Annotated in this window: 20 protein-coding genes and 1 pseudogene; 9 read left to right on the forward strand and 12 right to left on the reverse strand. The window is 72.2% G+C overall.

The window, feature by feature from the left end; translation table 11 throughout:
* Positions 1 to 97: 97 nt before the first annotated feature.
* The 5 genes from FAF44_RS55990 to FAF44_RS31280 are packed head-to-tail and all read right to left on the reverse strand — an operon-like array spanning position 98 to position 4,423.
* On the reverse strand, positions 98 to 1,117 hold the full coding sequence (locus tag FAF44_RS55990; RefSeq protein WP_237106903.1) for a histidine kinase: 1,020 nt from the start codon (positions 1,115 to 1,117) through the stop codon (positions 98 to 100).
* Positions 1,030 to 1,608 (reverse strand): hypothetical protein, encoded by a 579-nt coding sequence (locus FAF44_RS31265; protein WP_237106904.1) that lies wholly within the window; start codon positions 1,606 to 1,608, stop codon positions 1,030 to 1,032. Before FAF44_RS31265 ends, FAF44_RS55990 begins: the two co-directional genes overlap by 88 nt.
* The gene (locus tag FAF44_RS31270) at positions 1,605 to 2,693 is read right to left on the reverse strand and encodes a hypothetical protein (RefSeq protein ID WP_237106905.1); all 1,089 of its coding nucleotides are present in this window, start codon (positions 2,691 to 2,693) and stop codon (positions 1,605 to 1,607) included. Before FAF44_RS31270 ends, FAF44_RS31265 begins: the two co-directional genes overlap by 4 nt.
* Before the next feature lie 12 nt (positions 2,694 to 2,705).
* Positions 2,706 to 3,095 carry a FixH family protein gene (locus tag FAF44_RS31275; RefSeq protein WP_237106906.1) on the reverse strand — a complete coding sequence of 130 codons (390 nt, stop codon included), beginning with the start codon at positions 3,093 to 3,095 and terminating at the stop codon, positions 2,706 to 2,708.
* Entirely contained in the window at positions 3,092 to 4,423 is a 1,332-nt protein-coding gene (locus FAF44_RS31280; RefSeq protein ID WP_237106907.1) for a hypothetical protein, read from the reverse strand. Before FAF44_RS31280 ends, FAF44_RS31275 begins: the two co-directional genes overlap by 4 nt.
* Positions 4,424 to 4,576: 153 nt before the next feature.
* Between FAF44_RS31280 and FAF44_RS31285 the strand changes: the two genes are divergently transcribed.
* Both FAF44_RS31285 and FAF44_RS31290 read left to right on the forward strand, forming a co-directional pair.
* Positions 4,577 to 5,305, forward strand: coding sequence for a DUF3592 domain-containing protein (locus FAF44_RS31285; protein WP_237106908.1), 729 nt, complete (start codon positions 4,577 to 4,579; stop codon positions 5,303 to 5,305).
* A gap of 135 nt (positions 5,306 to 5,440) precedes the next feature.
* Positions 5,441 to 5,827, forward strand: coding sequence for a hypothetical protein (locus FAF44_RS31290; protein WP_237106909.1), 387 nt, complete (start codon positions 5,441 to 5,443; stop codon positions 5,825 to 5,827).
* Positions 5,828 to 5,838: 11 nt separating this feature from the next.
* Here FAF44_RS31290 and FAF44_RS31295 read toward each other — a convergent pair whose 3' ends face one another.
* Positions 5,839 to 6,195 carry a hypothetical protein gene (locus FAF44_RS31295; protein ID WP_237106910.1) on the reverse strand — a complete coding sequence of 119 codons (357 nt, stop codon included), beginning with the start codon at positions 6,193 to 6,195 and terminating at the stop codon, positions 5,839 to 5,841.
* A gap of 470 nt (positions 6,196 to 6,665) precedes the next feature.
* On the opposite strand from FAF44_RS31295, the gene FAF44_RS31300 reads away from it, so the two are divergent.
* Positions 6,666 to 7,373, forward strand: coding sequence for an aspartate/glutamate racemase family protein (locus FAF44_RS31300; protein WP_237106911.1), 708 nt, complete (start codon positions 6,666 to 6,668; stop codon positions 7,371 to 7,373).
* 154 nt (positions 7,374 to 7,527) lie between these two features.
* Here the strand turns inward: FAF44_RS31300 and FAF44_RS31305 are convergent, their stop codons facing one another.
* Positions 7,528 to 7,794: a hypothetical protein gene (locus tag FAF44_RS31305; RefSeq protein ID WP_237106912.1), complete on the reverse strand. Its 267-nt coding sequence runs from the start codon at positions 7,792 to 7,794 to the stop codon at positions 7,528 to 7,530.
* A 274-nt stretch (positions 7,795 to 8,068) separates the two neighbouring features.
* Between FAF44_RS31305 and FAF44_RS31310 the strand changes: the two genes are divergently transcribed.
* The 6 genes and pseudogenes from FAF44_RS31310 to FAF44_RS31330 form a co-directional block, all read left to right on the forward strand.
* The gene (locus tag FAF44_RS31310) at positions 8,069 to 9,745 is read left to right on the forward strand and encodes a vWA domain-containing protein (RefSeq protein ID WP_237106913.1); all 1,677 of its coding nucleotides are present in this window, start codon (positions 8,069 to 8,071) and stop codon (positions 9,743 to 9,745) included.
* A 223-nt stretch (positions 9,746 to 9,968) separates the two neighbouring features.
* Positions 9,969 to 10,097 carry a hypothetical protein gene (locus FAF44_RS55070; protein ID WP_272895265.1) on the forward strand — a complete coding sequence of 43 codons (129 nt, stop codon included), beginning with the start codon at positions 9,969 to 9,971 and terminating at the stop codon, positions 10,095 to 10,097.
* 79 nt (positions 10,098 to 10,176) lie between these two features.
* The gene (locus FAF44_RS31315; protein ID WP_237106914.1) at positions 10,177 to 11,097 is read left to right on the forward strand and encodes an ABC transporter ATP-binding protein; all 921 of its coding nucleotides are present in this window, start codon (positions 10,177 to 10,179) and stop codon (positions 11,095 to 11,097) included.
* A gap of 66 nt (positions 11,098 to 11,163) precedes the next feature.
* Positions 11,164 to 12,279: a winged helix DNA-binding domain-containing protein gene (locus tag FAF44_RS31320; protein WP_237106915.1), complete on the forward strand. Its 1,116-nt coding sequence runs from the start codon at positions 11,164 to 11,166 to the stop codon at positions 12,277 to 12,279.
* A gap of 55 nt (positions 12,280 to 12,334) precedes the next feature.
* Positions 12,335 to 12,727: a helix-turn-helix domain-containing protein gene (locus FAF44_RS31325; protein WP_237106916.1), complete on the forward strand. Its 393-nt coding sequence runs from the start codon at positions 12,335 to 12,337 to the stop codon at positions 12,725 to 12,727.
* 49 nt (positions 12,728 to 12,776) lie between these two features.
* Positions 12,777 to 13,091, forward strand: a pseudogene (locus FAF44_RS31330) (DUF4180 domain-containing protein); the annotation flags it as partial.
* A gap of 12 nt (positions 13,092 to 13,103) precedes the next feature.
* On the opposite strand, the gene FAF44_RS31335 reads toward FAF44_RS31330, so the two are convergent.
* From FAF44_RS31335 to FAF44_RS31355, 5 genes are all read right to left on the reverse strand, one after another.
* Positions 13,104 to 13,889, reverse strand: a complete 786-nt coding sequence (locus FAF44_RS31335) for an SDR family NAD(P)-dependent oxidoreductase (protein ID WP_237106917.1) — start codon at positions 13,887 to 13,889, stop codon at positions 13,104 to 13,106.
* Between the two features lie 84 nt (positions 13,890 to 13,973).
* On the reverse strand, positions 13,974 to 14,702 hold the full coding sequence (locus FAF44_RS31340) for a TetR/AcrR family transcriptional regulator (RefSeq protein WP_237106918.1): 729 nt from the start codon (positions 14,700 to 14,702) through the stop codon (positions 13,974 to 13,976).
* A gap of 67 nt (positions 14,703 to 14,769) precedes the next feature.
* Entirely contained in the window at positions 14,770 to 15,615 is an 846-nt protein-coding gene (locus FAF44_RS31345) for an LLM class flavin-dependent oxidoreductase (RefSeq protein WP_237106919.1), read from the reverse strand.
* A gap of 96 nt (positions 15,616 to 15,711) precedes the next feature.
* Positions 15,712 to 16,080: a hypothetical protein gene (locus tag FAF44_RS31350; protein ID WP_237106920.1), complete on the reverse strand. Its 369-nt coding sequence runs from the start codon at positions 16,078 to 16,080 to the stop codon at positions 15,712 to 15,714.
* Positions 16,081 to 16,232: 152 nt separating this feature from the next.
* Positions 16,233 to 16,719, reverse strand: a 487-nt coding sequence (locus FAF44_RS31355) for a hemerythrin domain-containing protein (protein ID WP_237106921.1), incomplete at its 5' end; no start/stop codon positions are given.

Genomic DNA, 16,719 nt, shown 5'->3' on the forward strand with positions numbered 1-16,719 from the left:
TCCCGCAGCGGCAGCGTCGCGCGCACCTCGAACGTCTCGCGCCCCGCACGCACCTGCACGGTGCCGCCGAGCAGCCCGACGCGTTCGCGCATGCCGATCAGCCCCACCCCGCCCGGCCCGCCGGCGGGGGCCGTGACGGGGACGGCGTTGACCACCGTGACGACCAGGCGGGTGGCGCCGTAGTCGAGCGACACCCGCACGTCCACGGGCCCGGCGTNNNNCGATAGGCGGCCAGCTCGATGCTGGTGTCGACCTGGCGGACGTCGCCCGAGCGGGTCAGCGTCGCCCGGGGCCCACCCGGCGGGAGGGCCGCCACCAGGGCGTCGAGCTGTTCCAGCCGTGGGGGAGGGGCGAGCGGATCGTGCCCGGGCGGGGCCTGCCTGAGCACGCCGAGCAGCCGCCGCAACTCGGCCAGCGACTCCCGGCCGGTACGGGCCACCCGCCGCAGCGTCTCCTCCATGTCGTCACGGGTGTCCGCGCCGGCCTCCGCGTCGACCACCATCGTGGTGACCGAGTGGTTGAGAATGTCGTGCAGCTCCCTGGCCAGCAGGGTCCGCTCGCGTTCGGCCGCGCGGCGCTCGGCCAGCTCGCGTTCGGCCTCCAGCTCCCGGATGCGGTCGCGGCGGCGTCCGTCGGCCCGTCCCATCGCCCAGAACCCGACGACGAGCACCGCCGCCACCGCGTACACGGCCACCACCCGCAGGGGCTCACCGAGTGACACCAGCGTGACCGGCAGCCCGAGGCCCAGCAGGGCCAGCACCGCCGCGACGCCGAGCTCCCGGTGCCCGCCCCGGCCCCACGCCCCGAGACGGGACGCGGCGACCAGCGGCGCCACCAGGACGGGCATCTTGACCAGGATCAGCGCCAGCTCAAGGGCGACGCTCACCCCCAGCGCGGACAGCGGGAAGCGGCGCGACCACATCAGCGCCGCCGACTGCGCGCCCGCCAGCGCCAGTTGCACGCCCGGCCGGTCGCCGGGCACGAGCAGCCAGGCGGCCAGCGGCGGCAGCACGGCGGGCAGGACGTCGCTCAGCCACTCCAGCCCGGTTTCGCGCCGCGCCGGATCGCCCTCGTACGCGCCCAGCCGCCCGTCACCAGCACCACCACCGGCGCCCACGGCAGCAGCGCGATGGTCCAGCTCAGCCCGAGCGGCGGTCCCGGCTGGCCGATCGCCTGGACCGGCAGGGCTCCCGTCGAGGTCGCGCCCGCTCGCTCCACGGCGAACTCGAACCGCCATGTGCCCTCCTCCGGCAGTGAGACGACGTCCAGCCCCCAGACCTGCTCCGCGCGGGGATGGCGCGGCAGCACGATGGCATCGCCGCGACGCTGCAGGACGATGCCCTTCAGTCCTTTGCGGTCACCGCCGGGCGAGACGGTCGTGAGCAGGCCGGTGCGCCCGTCGATGCCGCCCGCCGGTACGAAGGTGAAGTCGAGGGACTGCAGGGCACGGACCGGCCACTCCGTGAACCCTACGGTGATCGGTGACCCGTCGCTCATCGGGACGGTCTCGGTGTGAACGATCTCACCCGGGAGCGGGGCGGCGGCGGCCGGTCCCGCGCCGGCCAGCACGGCCAGGGCCGCCGCCAGCGCCGTCAGGACGCGCCTCATGCCGTCACCGCCTGCGGGACGGACCGGCCGCGTTCGCCGAACCGGCGCAGCAGGACGGCGCACTGCCAGCCCAGCCAGCCCGTCCCCGCGCCCAGGGCGGTCGCCGCGACCAGGGTGACCGGCAGGTTCATCTCCAGAATGCCGAGCACGCCGTAGAAGAGCGCCGTGTTGAGCCCGGCCAGCGCGCCGGCCGCCACCGCGATCCGCACCGGGTGCACCGCGCGCCGGACCGCCCACGCCGTCATGGCGCCGGCCAGCAGCGCGACGAGCGGATAGGTGACCGGGAACCCGATCAGCGCCTGTGGCATGTTCGCGGCGTAGTCGCGCATCGGCTGGCCGATCGTCTCGGCGTACCACCGGGTGGCGGCCGGGGCGAACAGGGAGAGCCCGCCCTGGACGAGCACGAACGTCAGCCCCGTCGCGGCGGGCCAGTGCCAGGACCGGGTGAGGCCGATGACCAGGCTCAGGATGAGTGCCGCCGCCGCGCCCAGGCCCAGCACGCGCGGCGCCACCCCGGGCAGCCACTCGAAGATCAGCTCCGACACCATGCCGAAGGCCGACGTCGAGCCGAGGGTGGCCAGGCCGACGGCCAGGGCCAGGCCCCATCGCTCGGCCCGGGTGCGCCGCAGCACGGCGAACGCCATGATCATGGCGAAGATCTCGACCTGGATGGACAGCCCGAGCCCGAAGTGCGACGGGGTGGTCCCGGCGGCGATGTCGAAGCCGTACACCTCGTGCCACCACAGGTCGGAGCCCGCGTACAGGAGGTTGCCCGACGCGCCCAGCCCGCCCACCAGGAACGGCCACGGCGCGCGGAAGGTGCGCAGCACCGTCGCGGAGGGGGTGCTGGTGGCCGGGCCGCGCGCCCAGGTGGACAGCAGCACCACGATCAGGCAGGTGAGCCCGATGATGCCGGTGCCGGCGTAGAGGAGCAGGTGGGGGGCGGTCCAGAAGTTGTCGGGCCCGACGTCGCCGTGCCACTGCCCGTCCCAGACCATGCCGGTCAGCAACGTGGCGTAGCCGAGGAGCAGGACCCAGGCGCCGGCGACCTCCCGGCGGGGGATATGTGGACGTTCGGATGACATGAGAAATTTCTCCTATTCTGTGACCAATGTGGGGATTTTGATGACCTCGGTGCCCGAGGCGCCGTGCACGCGGACGCCGAGCTCCCAGGTGCCCGTCATGGTGAACAGCTCGCCGTGGGCCACATAGCGGCCCGGACCGTCGGGCCGCGCCGGGATCTCCGGCGTGGTGTGCCCCATGTGCGGCATCACCGCGAAGACCGAGACCTCCGCGGGGGACGCCGGATGGAGCTCGACCCGCGCTTCGAGGGAGCCGGGACGGGGTTCCAGCCGCACCACCACGGCGTGGCGGGTGCCCCGGCCGTGCAGCTCGGCCGGTTCGGGAGCCGGAGCCCCGCGGAGGAGCCAGACGAGCCCCGCCACGATCAGCAGCACCGGCAGGACGACGTACCGGCGGCCTCTCATCGGCCGCCCCCTTCCGCCGCGACCTCGATGACGTGGGGCACGGTGACGATCCGGTAGTCCCGCGCGTACTGGATCCAGACCAGGTAGCGGCCCGGCCGGGGAAAGCTGAAGACGAACTCCAGCCGCGGCCCGTAACGGGCGACCGACTCGTCCGGCGGACGGGCAGCGGTGGCGCCGGCCATGGAACGGGCCTCGTGGACGTGGCCGAGGTAACCGCCGTCCTGGCTGCGCACGATCAGATGACCGGCCATGCCGAGCCACGGCCGCAGCGCGCCGGCGCCGGTGTCCAGCGTGAGGCGGAGCGGCCGTCCGGCCGCCGGACGCGCGGGCTCGGTCACCGGCGGCGCGCCGGTGGAGGCGGTCGCCGGGCTCTCCCCCCGATCGCGGTCGTCCGGGCCGGACACGGAGAACCCGCCCGAGACGAGCTGGCCGCCCGCACCGGCGCGTTCGAACTCGACGTACACGAGATGCCGTCCCGGCCGCTCCGCGCGCAGCCCCACCTCGTACACGCCCGGCCCGGTCCTGAGCGGGTGCACGTGCCGGAAGAAGCGGCCGTCGTCGCTGGTCACCACGAGGTGCGCCAGGGCGGCGTGGTGCTCGGCCAGGTCGTCCGCCGGGCCCCCGGTGGAGCCGTCGGACAACGTCACCCGCAGCCGGAAGTCCGCCCGGAGAGCGGGCCGCTCCGGAGCCACCTCCACCAGCGGCTGCGCGTTCGGACGGGTGAGCGTCTCAGGAGCCGGCGCCCCCTCCGGCGCGAACCAGGGCGAGACCGCTCCGGTGGTGAACGCCACGACGATCGCCACCGCGAACGTCCCCGCGAACCCCGCCGCCGCGCCCCTGCGCCGCAGCGCCGCGCTCGCCAGCGCGCCGAGCAGCGCCACCGCCCCGCACGCGAAAGCCGCGTACACGACGACCTCCCAGCGCGGCGTGCGCGGCACCAGCAGGACGAACGGCAGCACCGACCGTTCCCCGCCGGCCCGCACCTCCAGCTCGTGCGGTCCCACCCGCCCGGCGCGCAGGACGGCCGGGTACATGCCGGGCCGTCCCGCCGCGATCCGCACCGAGGCCGCGGACGACCCGCCGTCCTCGACGGACCGGACGGCCAACTCGACCGGCCCGCCCGGCCCGGGATCGTGCGCGACCACGTCCACCTGCAGCGGAGCCGGAACCCGGAGGCTCGCCCGGACCACGACGGTGAGCTCCATGCCGGCGATCGTCTGCGCGAAACGCACATCGGCCTCGGCGTCGCGGCCGTGCGCGGCCGCGGGAGACGCCCAGGCGAGCAGGGTCACGAGGGCGAGCAGGACGGGGATCAGGCGGTGGATCACGGCCCCGAGCGTAGGATCCGGCCCGCCTCCGCCACATCGCCCGGCGGCACTGACCTGCCTAGTTCCACGGAACTACGGTCAGCCGGTACGGACGCCTCGGGGGGACGACCTATCCGATACGACATACCGCTTCTTTTTCGGCAAACTCCTCCCATGCACAGCGGACGCCTCTTCACCATCATCGGCGCGATCTTCGGTCTGGTCGGGCTGGTGCTCCTCAGCGTCGGCATCGCCCTGGCGGTCTCGACGGCGAGCTTCCTGGGCTCGGCCGAACGCACCGACGGCACCGTGGTCGCGATGACCGAACGCACCACCACGACACGGGCCGCCGACGGCCGCAACCGCAGCAGCACGGCCTGGTACCCGACGGTCGAGTTCACGGTCGACGGCCGACGCCACTCGTTCCAGGGCTCCACCGGCAGCAACCCCCCGTCCTACGCGGAGGGCGACGGCGTCAGCGTGGCCTACGACCCGGACGATCCGTCCGACGCGCGGATCGCGTCGTTCGGGTCGGCGTTCCTCGCCCCGCTGATCATCGGCGGACTGGGCGTGGTGTTCACCCCGCTCGGCACGGTCCTGTTCGTCAGAGGACGGCGGATCGCCCGGCTGCGGGCCTGGCTGCGCGAGCAGGGCCGGCAGGTGTGGGCGGAGATCGACCATGTGGGACGCGACATCAGCGTACGGGTGAACCACCGGCACCCCTACGTGGTCCACGCGATCTGGCAGGACGAACGGACAGGCCGCACCCACACCGCGACCAGCGACCACCTCCGCCACGACCCCGGCCCCCGTCTGCGGGGCCGGACCCACGTTCGCGTGCTCTACGACCCCGCCGACCCGGATCGCAACCTGGTCGATCTGGACGCGCCCGTCACCCCGTAGGCACCCGGCCGCGCGGGTGGACGTCGCCAGCCGGAGTGCGGTTCCATGGTGACCGTGACACGGAGAAGGACGTCCGTCGCTGTCGTCGCGGTCGTGTTCGCCGCTCTCACGTCGTGTGCCGCGGATCCTTCGAACGTGTCCCCCACCGAGGGCCCGCCCGGCAGGTCCGGCCCCGCGCCGGCGGCCTCAGAACCCGCGCCGGCCGGGCTGTGCGCCGACGGGACGTGCGAGATCAAGGTCTCCGTGGGAGACGTCGTGACAGTGCCGGACACCTACGGCCTCGGGCCGATCGAGGTGACGGCGATCACCGGCGAGGCGGTCGAGATGGTCGCGCCGCTGACGGGGTCGGGCTTCAGCATCGCGGGCTGTTCCGGTGGCGGCGGCGTGTCGTCGGACGGCGGTGGCGGCGTCCGGATGAGCTGTGGTCAGGGCGCCGCCGCGACCGTCAACGACGTCATGCGCCTGGAGGTCGTCAAGATCGGCGAGACCGCCGCCGTCCTCCGCATCGAACCCGCCGGATGAAAGCCTGAGGTTCACCTGCGCCGCTCGCCGACGGACGCCCGGTCATCCGTCTGCTTCCTGGCGGTGTTCGCACCGAATTCGACGATGGCCATCGCGACCGCGCCCAGCATGAAGCCGACACCGATGACCGCCACGATGAGCAGGGTCTCCCGGGCCGCCTCCGTGGTGCCCTGGACATATGCCCCATATGCGGCGGCAGCCAGCAGAAAGCAGCCGGCGAGGAGATAGAGCCGACGACCGATCATGTTCGACGATCTTAGGTCCACGACCGCAGCCGGCGATACCCGGCTTCGGCGAAAAGGGCCGGGCCACCCGCAGGTGGCCCGGCCGCGGGCATGGCTCGCCGCCCGCAGCAGCGACGAGATCATGCCCCAGACAGCACAGTAGTGCCCTGGCGGCTCGCTCGATGCACAAGAGCACCGAACCGCCGGCCCGGCAGGGCGCCTGGCGGCGTCCGGGCTTGTTACCTGGAAATGCACCGTAGTAAGAAGAGGGCTGGGCGCACGCTCGCCGATCACGTGTCCACCTCTTCTTCGGTCGACTTGTGTAGTCGACTGTCCGGAATTTGTTTGGGCCCTCGGGCGCAATGCGCGGCTCGGGCGGAGTCTGCCGCCCGATCGGGAAGACGGCATTGTCCAGAGCCGCTTACTCTCCCGGCCCGGTTCAGCCGTCGCCGCCGCCGAAACCATAGCGGGCACTATCGGCGGACATGACACCGGAACACATCCCGCCGCGCGTATTATATTGCTAGAGTGGCCAGACGGCTGGATACCGCCGATCAAGAAATAGCCGGCAAGAGCGGCGCCAGTGCACCGCCAACGACCCGAAGGGGCACGTCATGAAACTCATCGGCATGATCGGGGGGATGAGCTGGGAATCCACGGCCCTCTACTACCAACTGGTCAACCAGTTGGTTCGTGATCGAGAAGGTGGCCTGCACTCGGCCCGCTGCATTGTCTATTCCGTGGATTTCGCGGTTATCGAGCAAATGCAGGTGCAGGGTAGATGGGATGAGGCAGGAGTCATTCTGGCCGATGCCGCGAAAGCCCTCGAAGGTGCCGGTGCTGATTTCGTCATGCTCTGCACCAATACCATGCACAAGGTCGCCGCCCAGGTCCAGGAGTCCATCAGCATTCCATTCCTGCACCTGGCCGACACCACCGCGAACGCGGCGCTGTCGGCCGGCACGGACGTTCTCGGCTTCCTGGGAACAGATTTCTCCATGAGCGACACCTTCTACCGCGACAAGCTCACGGAGCGCGGGTTGAAAGTGATCGTCCCGGACGAGCCCGAACGCAAGCTGGTGCACAACATCATCTACAGCGAGCTGTGCGTGGGCATCATCAGAGAAGAATCACGCGAGGTCTACCGCCGGATCATCCGCAACCTCGTGGCCGAGGGCGCGCAGGGAATCATACTCGGGTGCACGGAGATCGAGTTGCTGGTCGGTCAGGAGGACAGCCCCGTACCGGTCTTCCCCACGACAAGACTGCACTGTGAGGCGGCCGTCGATCACGCCCTCGACGATGCGCTTGTCGCGCGATAATTCAGCGAGTAATACGCGGCCCGGCGGGTTCTCCGGGCACCGAGAACGATTTCCCGTCCGGCGTCGAAAAATGCGCTCGTATCGCTGCTGTGCGATTTCGCATGCCGCCGGGCGGCGTCGAGAATATCGAGGGCGGCTGTGTGGCCAAGCGTTCTCATGTGGTGAAACCGCAGTGGGGGAGAATCACGTTTGCTGCTCCGCAGCTCCCGCGGGGTGGCGGCGTGATAGCGCGCAGGGACTCCTCGTACTGGCGGCGGTCGAAGACGAACGGCCCGAGGGCGGTGGACAGGCCCCAGTCCCGTGCGTACGGCAGCTCCGCCGCGCGCACGAGGTCGAGCAGCGGAACGCCGTCGACGAGAATGTCGTGGTGGCCGTCGTTCAGCCGGAACTCGATCTCCTGCACTCCCCGCCTCCTGATCATGATCACCCCTTCATTCCGATGATGCCGGTCGCACGGGCGAAACCGCGTTGTGGGCCGGGTTCGAGCCCCTGATCTCGGACGTCCGTCAAACCGGAGCAAGCCCGTTCCCATCGCGTTCTCCCGCGGAATGGCGCGGAGCGTCAGGGAAGCCCGGCCTGGGTCAAGCGTCTGCCAAAGTGCGACGGGTTTTTCCCGTGAGGTCGGAAACGTCGGAAGCGTTCCTTGATTCACCCCTGGTTACAGTCCCTATTGCTGAAATCGTGCAGGGGGAAAGATGAACGGTGCTCGCGTAGCCGGGGTCATGATGGCGAACGTGTTGTGCGTCGGGCTGCTCGCGGTCCCGTCGTTTCCTAGGGCCGTGCCCGAACCGTCACCGGACACCTCAGTGGTGACGGTGAAGGTCGGCGGTGACCGGACGGGTCCCGCCAGGGTGGGCCCGCTGGCCGGTGTCGAACTCGGCCTGTTCGACGGCCCTGACGCCACCAAGCCGGTGGACGACGTCTGGGGCGTGTGCGTGTCGGACCACGACGGCGACTGCAGCTTCGTCATCCCCGACGCACGCGGTGCCGACGAGGGCGCCCGTTACTACGTCAAGCAGCTCTCCGCGCCCGGCGGGTGGTATGCCAACCTGCGGTTGCGCACCGGCCACGGCAGCGGGGCCTACTCCGTCGCCACCCCGTACGCCTTCGAGCTTCCCGCCTCGGCGAGCGGCGCCACGTACACCTCCACCCGCGACTTCGTGATCGACGACACGCGCGGGGAGGCCACCGCCTCGACCGGTGTCTGGCAGCAGTCACGGGTCAATCCGCGGCCCGATCTCACCTGCGGCCTCGATGTCGCGCTGCTGCTCGACCTGTCGGCCTCGGTGGGCCGCGCGCTGCCCGATCTGAAGGCGGCCGCCGACACCTTCACCGACGCGCTGACCGGCACGCCGTCACGGATGGCGCTGTTCACGTTCGACCGCCGCTCGCCGAGCGTCGGCACCGTGAACCGTCCCGAACTCACGCCGGTCTCCACCGAGGCGGGCGCCGCGGCGTTCAAGAACCGGTACGCCGACTGGGAACTCGGCAGCGGCACCAACTGGGACCGCGGCCTGTGGGCGGTCGCCGAGGCGGCGCCGCGCTACGACCTGCTGGTGGTGCTCACCGACGGCAATCCCACCTTCTACGACAGTCTGCTCGGCGACGGCGGCAACACCCGCATCGCCGAGGTGGAGGCCGGGATCTTCTCCGCCAACGCGGTCAAGGCCGAGGGCACCCGCGTCCTGGCCGTCGGCGTCGGCAACCGCGTGACCGGCCTGACCGCGCGCAACCTGCGCGCCATCTCGGGCACCACCGCCTTCAGCGGCTCCAACGCGGCCGACGCCGACTATTTCCAGACCCGTGACTACGCCGAGGCCGGCCAGGCGCTGCGCGACCTCGCCCGCGCCCGGTGCCGGGGATCCCTGTCGGTGATCAAGCAGATCGTCCCGGCGAACAACACCGGCGAGGACGTCACCGGCGCCGCACCGGCGGGCTCCGGCTGGGAGTTCACCGCCGAGACCACCACCCCGGGCGTCGGCGGCCTGCCCGGCAGGGAGTCGACGATCGACGACGGCACCGGATCGGTCAACTTCGGCCTCACGTTCAACGAGGACACGGCGGCCGAAGTGACCGTCGCCGAGACCCGGCGGCCCGGCCACACCCTGGTCACCCAGGACGGGCAGAACGCCGTCTGCCGTGACATCGACGCCGGCGGAGACGTGCCGGTGACCAACGGCGACGGCTTCGGCTTCACGGTCGAGGTGCCGAGCGACGCCGCCATCAGTTGCACCGTCTACAGCCGCCCGGCTCCCAGCCCGGCGCCGAGGCCCAGGCCGACGCTGAAGCCCAAGCCGAAGCCCAGGCCGAAGCTGTGCCACAAGGAACGGGCGCACCGGGAGCACTGCCGCCCGCACCCTGGCCGGCAATAGGGCTCACCGAAGCGAGCACTGCCTCCGCCACGGAGATCGGCACGCCCGCCGGCCACGGCACCGGCCGGGATCCGGCACTCCAGGCAGCCGGTGGGCCCCGAACCGGCCGTGGAACGTTCTGGGGCCCGATGGCCGAGCTGGGCGTGCTCCTGCGCCGGGCCGGCGGCGTCGAGGCCGCGCTGCTCGCCGCGCACGACGAGACCAGGGAGCACCTCGCCGGCGCGTGACCGTCTGGCAGACGGACCTCGGCACCGTGCGGCGCAGGCTCTGCGAGATCGTCCGCACCGAGCCCGACCCCGCCTTCTGGTCCTCCTACGGTCAGGGCGAGACGCCGCGCAGGCTGTGCCCCTGACCGCCGGCGTCCCCGCTAGAGATCAGATGTCTGAGGTCCTGGTAGCTTGGACGCCGCAGGTCAGGAGGGGAGCGGCGTGATGGCGGCAGAGCAGGGATCCGGCCACCGGTCCGGCACGGCGGGGTCGGTCGTCTCACGTCCCGCCGACAGCGGCCCCGTCCTGCGGGCCGACGCCGTCGATCTCGTCCGCGACGGCCGCCACCTGCTCCAGGACATCTCGCTGACCGTGCGCCCGGGGGAGCACTGGGCGCTGCTCGGGGCCAACGGCGCGGGCAAGAGCACCCTGCTCAGCCTGCTGGGCGCGGTCACCCACCCCACCCGGGGCACGGTCGAGGTGCTCGGCCGGACCATGGGCCGCGTGGACGTCCGCGAACTGCGCGGCTACCTCGGCCACGTCAACCCGCGCCACACCCCCGACGGCCCCCTCCAGGTCCGGGACGTGGTGCTGACCGGGCTGACCAACACCGCCGCGCCCGTGCCCCGCTGGACCCCCACGGAGCAGGAGGCGGCGCGGGCCGACGGGCTGATCGCCATGCTCGGGATGCGCGCCAGGACGGGGGCCGCCTGGGCCACCCTGTCCCAGGGCGAGCGCGGCCGGGCGCTCATCGCCCGCGCGCTCATGCCGCAGCCCCGGCTGCTGCTGCTCGACGAACCCGCGACCGGGCTCGACCTGGCCGCCCGCGAGCAGTTGCTGGCCAGCATCGACGCGCTGCGCGCCAGGCACCCTGCGCTGGCCACCGTGCTGGTCACGCACCACCTGGAGGAACTGCCCGCCACCACCACGCACGCCCTGCTGCTGCGCGACGGCCGCCGCCTGACCGGCGGGCCGGTCGCCGACGTGCTGACCGGCGAACTGGTCAGCGCCTGCTTCGACCATCCGGTACGGATCGTCCGCAGCGACGACGGCCGCTGGGCAGCCCGCGCCGAGCGGGTCGGCGTCACCATGCCCGACGACGCCCCGGCCACGACCGGCCCGGCATCCGCGCCGGTAACGGTCTAGCGGAAGGTAACTTTCCGCATTGCCTCCTACCGTGGGTCCCTCAGGACGGAAGAGAGGCGATGATCCGTGATCGAACTGTCGTGGCCGCAGGTGAGCGCGAGGCGACTGCAACGCGCCGGGCTGGTCGCCGGCGCGGGGGCTCCCGAGGAGACCGTGGCCGCCATGTGCGGAGCGCACGCCCAGGTCATGGCGGCGGCCGAGCTGTCCGTCGGGCTCCGCCTCGACGGCGTCACCCGGACCCACGTGCGGGAGGCGTTGTGGAAGGACGGCAGCCTGGTCAAGACGCACGGCCCGCGCGGCACCGTGCACCTGCTGCCGGCCCGCGACCTGCCGATGTGGGTGAGCGCCCTGTCGTCGCTGCCGGCCGGACCCCGCCCGGCGTCCATGCGCATGACGGACGAGCAGACCGAGCAGGTGGTGGCGGCCATCCGCGACGTGCTCGGCGGAGCCGAACTGACCATCGACGAGCTGAGCGAGGCCGTCATCGCGGCCACCGGGCCGTGGGCCGGCGACCTCGTCATGCCCGCCTTCCAGGGGTGGTGGCCCCGGTGGCGGCAGGTCATGGCGCTCGCGGCGCACCGGGGCGCGTTCGTCTTCGGGGCCGGACGCGGGCGCAAGGTCACCTATACCGCCGCACCGGCCGCGCCGCCGGTGACGGACGGGCTCACCGGGCTGGTCAGGAGCTACCTGCACGCGTACGGACCGGCCACCCCGGCGGAGTTCGCCCAGTGGGCGGGCGGCAACGCCACGTGGGCGAACGAGGCGTTCGGGCGGCTGGACCTGGCGGAGGTGCGGCTCGAAGGGCGGCGGGCCTGGGTGCTGGCGGGTGATACCGAGGTGCCCGCCGAGCCGCCGAAGGGGGTGCGGCTGCTGCCGTACTTCGACGCGTACGTGGTGGCGGGCCGTCCCCGCGAGCTGCTGTACGCGGGCGGCGCGGCGGAGCGGGCGCTGGCCGGCGGTCAGGCCGGCAACTTCCCCGTGCTGCTCGTGGACGGGAACGTGGCCGGAGTCTGGCACCAGCGCCGTTCGGGGAGCCGGATCGACATCACGGTCGAGCCGCTGCGCGACCTCGCGCCCGCCCAGGTCGAAGAGCTCCACGAGCAGGCCCGGCGCGTCGGCGAGGTCATGGAGGGCCGCCCGAACCTCACGATCGGCCCGATCTCCGTCGGCCCGCACGCCTGAAAACTTCCCTGTCACTCCCTATCGTGCCCCATAATGGGGAATGAAAGGGAGCGACATGGAGCAATACACCGTTGAGCAGGTGGCGGACCTGCTCGATCTGCACGTCAAGACCGTGCGCGGCTACATCCGCGACGGGCGGCTGCCCGCCGTGCGGATCGGCAAGCGGTACCGCATCGCCAAGGACGACCTCGCCGCGTTCACGGGCATGCCCGCGCCCGGCCCCCGCCGCGCCGAGGCGTCCAGCATCGTGCAGGTCGACGGCATCGCCAGAGCCGACATGGACCGCGTCAGCACGATGGTGCTGAGCTCCCTGGCCGGCCGCCCGCACGGCCTGCGCGTCGAGTTCGCCTACGACGAGGAGCGCGAGCACCTCAAGATCATCGTGCTGGGCGGCCTGGAGGACAGCGCCCACGTGCTGCGGATCATCGACGCCCTGGTACGGCAGTGACGGCCGCGAGCCTGCACCCGTGAGATCACGAACCATCTGGAGGACCCCCATGCCCGACGGCTACCACTACGCCGACGGCCCGCCCCTGCGCGGGATCGCCGACGTGCTCGACCTCATCGGCGCGGCCTGGGGCGACGGCGTCGCCTGGGTCGGCGTGCCCGCCGACCGGCTGCCCGGCGACTTCTTCACGCTGAGCACCGGCGTGGCGGGCGAGATCGCGCAGAAGTTCACCAACTACCGCATCGGGCTGGCCGTCGTCGGCGACGTCTCCCGCCACACCGCCGCCAGCAACGCGCTGCGCGCCTGGGTGAGCGAGGCCAACCGGGGCGAGCACGTCTGGTTCGTCCGCGACGAGGCGGAACTCGCCGCCCGCCTGTCAGCTCGTGAACATCCCGCCGGTGACGTTGACGAACGTGCCGGTCAGGCCGCCGGCCCGGTCGGAGGCCAGGAAGGCGGCCGTCTCGGCGATCTCGGCGACGCCAGGGGAGCGGCGCAACATCCGTAGCGCGGCCAGCGACTCCAGCACGCCCTTCAGCGTCTCCTCGTTCGCCATGGCCGGGTTGACCTCGGCGAGCTTGTCGACCGTGAGCGACTCCGGCACCCCCGCCACCCACATGCCCAGCGCCCGCACCCCGCTCGGCCCCACCTCGCCGGCCAGCGCCCGGATGAACGTGTCGAGCGCCGCGTCCGCCGGGCACGTGCCGCCCATCAGCGGGCTGACGTGCGCCGAGCCGCTGTCCAGCGCCAGGATGACGCCGCAGCCGCGCCCGGTCATGTGCCGGGCGGCGGCGCGGGCCGTGATGAAACCGGCGGTGAGGCCCGTGACGACCGGCCGCACGAAGTCCTCCACCGACATCTCGATCAGCGGCGTGCCCTGCACGTCGCCGCGCGGCACCAGGTTGAGCGAGACGTCCAGGCCGCCGTGCCGCTCGGCCACGGACCGGGCGTGCGCCTCCACCGCCCGCTCGTCGAGCGCGTCCAGCACGGCGGCCTCCGCGTGACCGCCCGCCGCGGTGATGTCCTCGACCACCCGCTCCAGCGTCCGCGCCGTGCGTCCCGCCACGAACACCCGGGCCCCCTCACGGGCGAACGTGCGCGCGATGACGCTGCCGAGCGAGCCGCCGCCGCCGTAGACGACCGCGTTCTTGTCCTTGAGCAACATGTCGTTTCTCCCTGTCGTCCGTACTGTTCCGGCAACGCGTCGAACGAGCCGGCGGCCGATCGACAACCGGCGGGAGATTTTTTCTCAGGTCTCGCGGACGGCCGCTTCGACGCCGTCCAGCAGCACGTGCAGGCCCAGCGTGAACGTCTCGCCGGCCGGCTCGTCCGCGGCCGGCTCCGCCCACGTCACCATGGGGAAGCGGGCGGTGAACCCCGGCGCCGCCTGCTCCAGCAGGAGCGAGCGCGCCCGCCGCCGTTCCCCGTCGGCCGCCCCCGTCTCGGCGCACGTCCTGGCCGCGCCCCGGACGAAGTCGAACAGCAGCGCCACCACCCCGCGCACCCGGCGCGGCCCCAGCCCCGTGCCGCGCAGGATCGCCACCAGGCCCTCAAGCACCGCGAACTCGTTGGGCCCCGCCACCGGCCGCGCCTGCGACACCTGCAACATCCACGGATGCCGCAGGTAGAACCGCAGCAGGTGCCCGGCCCACGACGCCACGGCCGGCCGCCAGCCCGCGCCCACGTCGTACTCGGCGGGCAGTTCGGCCAGCGCGCGGTCGTACATCAGGTCGATCAGCTCGGCCTTGCCCGGCACGTACGTGTACAACGCCATGCCCGTGCGCCCCAGCCGTTCGCCGACCCGCCGCATCGACAGGGCCGCCATGCCCTCGGTGTCGGCCACCTCGATCGCGGCCTCGACGATCACGTCGACGCTCAGCCCCGGCTTCGGGCCCGGCCGCACCTCACCCGGCTCGCCGCCGCCCCACAGCAGTGCCATCGACCGTCGCGCATCGTCCTGACCTGCGAAGACGGGCAACCCGGAACTCCCCGTGCCGGACAATTCTTTACGTCATAAGGGTATCAGCCGGAGGGCCGGCGACCGGTTACGCGGCCGATCGCAGCGCGGCCACCGCGGCGAGCATCTCCCAGGCGGCCTCCGGGTGGAGCGTCTCGTCCGGATCGCCGTGGAACGGGTCGAGCAGGACCGTCTCCGCGCCGAGCAGCCGAAGCTGCTCCAGGTCGTCGGCGACCTGCTCGATCGTGCCCTCCCCGGCCAGCCGGTCCGGGCCCGTCACGGGCCTCTTCGTGAGGTGCAGCGTGATCCGCGGGGCCAGCGCCGGCGCGGGCCGCCCCTGCTCGGCGGCGATGGCCCGCACCCGCGGCCACGCCTCGCGCAACCAGGGCAGCGTGTTCCTGAGCGGATGCCACGCCTGGCCGAACCGCACCGCCCGGCGCATGGCCGCCGCGCTGCCGCCGCCCACCCAGATCGGCACGCCGCCGCCGGTGCGGTAGTCGCGCTCGTCGGCCCAGGCGGCCTGGACGGCGGCCAGGTGCTCGTCGGTCAGCCGGCCGCGCCGCTCGTAGGCGACCCCGAGGGCCTCGAACTCCTGCCGCGCCCACCCGACCCCGACGCCCAGCACCAGCCGGCCACCGCTGAGATCGTGCAGGTTGGCCGCCATGCGGGCCACGAGCAGCGGATGCCGGTAGGGGACGATCAGCACCGTCGTGCCCAGCCTGATGTCCGTGGTCACGCCGGCCAGCCAGGCGAGCGTGGTGAACGGGTCGAAGAACGGCGGCGGGTACTTCGCCGCGACATCAGGGGTGATCGCCACGTGGTCGGAGACCATGAGCAGGTCGAACCCGAGCCCCTCGACGGTCAGCGCCCAGCGCCGCAGGACGTCGGGACGGGTGCCGGGGCCGAAGTTCGGGACGTTCACGCCGAGTCGCATCGGACAAGATTATCGGGCCACCGCAGCGGGCGGGCCCCGGAACGCGCCGGTCCCGGCACCCATGACGGGTACCGGGACGCGAACGTGCGGCGGAGGTCAGTCACCGACTCCGATGCCGACTCCCGGCCCGTAGCCGTGGCCGATCCAGTTGCCGTTGCCGCTGGTGGGCCAGTTGCGGTGCTCCCAGTGCTTACGGTCGTGGTCGTGGTGGTGGTGGTCGCGGTAACCCCAGCCGTGGTGCCAGCCGTGCTCCTTCTTGCAGGCGTCGGCGTCGCGGGTGCCGGCGAACACGCCCTGACTGGTGACGTGGTGGTAGGTAGAGTCCTCGTTCACCCCGAGATTGCAGTGCTCCGGGTAGTGGTGGGTCCAGTCGGTCCAGATGTCGGCGGCCGCGGGACCGGCTGCTCCGAACAGCGTGGCCGCGGCGAGCAGCGCACCGCCTGCGGCGATGAGGCTACCTCTCATGATCTCCCCCTGTAATCACGAAGTGACATCGGCCATCACTCTACGGAGCGATCTTGTGGCACCGGAGCACCGCCACACCCGGTTTCGCCCAACAAGAACCCGTTGACCGGCAAACTCCGGAGCCGTCCGTCGGCCCGCGTGCCGCCCCGTCGTCAGACGCCGTGCCTGGCCAGCGGCTCGACGAGTTCGCGCTCCTCGTACGACAGGTGGGACAGCAGGCCGTCGGTGAGCAGGTCCACGGCCTCGCGAAGCTCGTCCAGGCCGGCCGGATCCGTGACGAACGCGACCAGCGCGCGGTCCACGCGTTCGAGCACCTTGTGGATGGCCTGGTGCTCCTCCCGGAGACGGTCGAGGACGGGGGCGAGGCCGGGCTCCACGCGGCGCAGGTGGGGGAAGAGCATGGCGTCCTCGGTCGAGTGGTGCATGGTGACCAGGCGGCAGTAGGACTCGCAGTACGCGCCCAGCGTCCAGTTGTTCTGGCGCATGGTCATCGTGCTGATGTGCGAGCGGGCGGTGCCGGGGTCGAGCGCGCCGGCGGCGACCTGGCCGGTGAGGTCGCGCAGCCGGGCGAGTTCGGCGCGCAGATGGTCGTGCACGTCGATGAGGTGCCGGCCGTTGGCCTGCTCCCCGGACGTGTAG

The sequence above is a fragment of the Nonomuraea sp. MG754425 genome (genome assembly GCF_021699195.1).
Taxonomy (GTDB): Bacteria; Actinomycetota; Actinomycetes; order Streptosporangiales; family Streptosporangiaceae; genus Nonomuraea.